We start from the raw sequence: 1,228 nt of genomic DNA, 5'->3' as shown, positions 1-1,228 counted from the left end.
CTTGTATTTGATGGGCGTTGCGGGTCATTCCCACAGCATGAGGCCGGGATAGCTCGAATGAGACATAAGACAGAAGTCTGCGATGTAGATGGTGCGCCCGGCCTCACCACGCGCCCCAGCTGAGATCGGACGGTATCAAAGGTCATCCCGAGACGGATAAACCTGCATTGACAAGGTTGATCAGCGCAAGGGGCATTCCTGACGAGAGGAAGCTCTATGACGGTGTACTTCGGCATTGATGTCGCAAAGGAGAGACTGGATTGCGCGGTTATCGTTCACGGCCGCGAGCGGCCCATTGGCCAGAAGTCCTTTCCCAATACCCTGGATGGCATTGAGAGAGCCGCCGCTTGGGTGATGAAGGTTTCCAAGGCTGAGATTTTGGAAATTCATGCGGTTCTCGAGCCGACGGCCGCCTATCATGAACTCGCGGCTCGGCTGCTGGCGAGCAAAGGCATGACGGTTTCCCTCGTCAACCCTGCCCAAATCCGCAGCTTCGCCAGAGGCATGGCTGTCCTGAGCAAGACCGATCAGATCGATGCGGTGCTCCTGGCACGCTACGGCTGCCTGACCCGGCCGAAAGCGTGGATCCCTCCCGCCGAGCCCCTGATCGAGTTGCAAGCCCTTCTCGCACGGTTGGATGATCTGGAGGGCGATCTTCGCCGGGAGCAGAACCGATATGAGCAGGCGTGTGTTCGTGGCTGCTCCGGCGCCATCAAGCGTTCCTTTGTCACGAACATCAGGGCGCTGAAAGCTCAGTGTAAGCTTCTGCAGGCAGCGATTGCCGAGCACTTTGCCGCTCACACGGATTTGCAGGCCGATCTGGAGAGACTGCGCACGATTCCTGCGGTGGGTCCAAAGACAGCGATGCGAATGCTTGCTCTGCTACGTAGCCACCCATTCGAGACTGCTCGTCAAGCCGCAGCCTTTCTGGGACTGGTGCCAATTGAACGGCAATCGGGGAAGAGCGTTCGAGGAAGGCCGCGGCTCTCGAAAGCCGGCAACTCCCGGCTGCGCGCCGCGCTTTACATGGCAGCTGTGGTTGCCACAAAGCTGAACCCGGACATCAAAGCCCAGCAACAGCGGCTGCTTGAGCGAGGCAAGGCCAAGATGTCGACCTTAGGGGCCGCCATGCGTAAACTGGTTCACATCTGCTTTGGCGTGCTTAGGAGCGGGACCGTTTACCAGTTTCCGCTTGCCCATCGGACTTGACCGCTCAGACGGTATCTAC

At 58.9% G+C, this 1,228-nt stretch carries 1 protein-coding gene; it reads left to right on the top strand.

All coding sequences use genetic code 11. From position 1 onward, the window contains the following. The first annotated feature begins 216 nt into the window (after positions 1–216). Positions 217–1,209, top strand: coding sequence for a transposase (locus tag KBI52_RS01445; protein WP_210804862.1), 993 nt, complete (start codon positions 217–219; stop codon positions 1,207–1,209). Positions 1,210–1,228 lie beyond the last annotated feature (19 nt).

It is taken from the genome of Microvirga sp. HBU67558, from assembly GCF_018069605.1.
Classification (GTDB): Bacteria; Pseudomonadota; Alphaproteobacteria; order Rhizobiales; family Beijerinckiaceae; genus Microvirga; species Microvirga terrae.
Note: the sequence above shows the minus strand (reverse complement) of the source record. Positions and strands in the feature narration are given on the sequence as shown.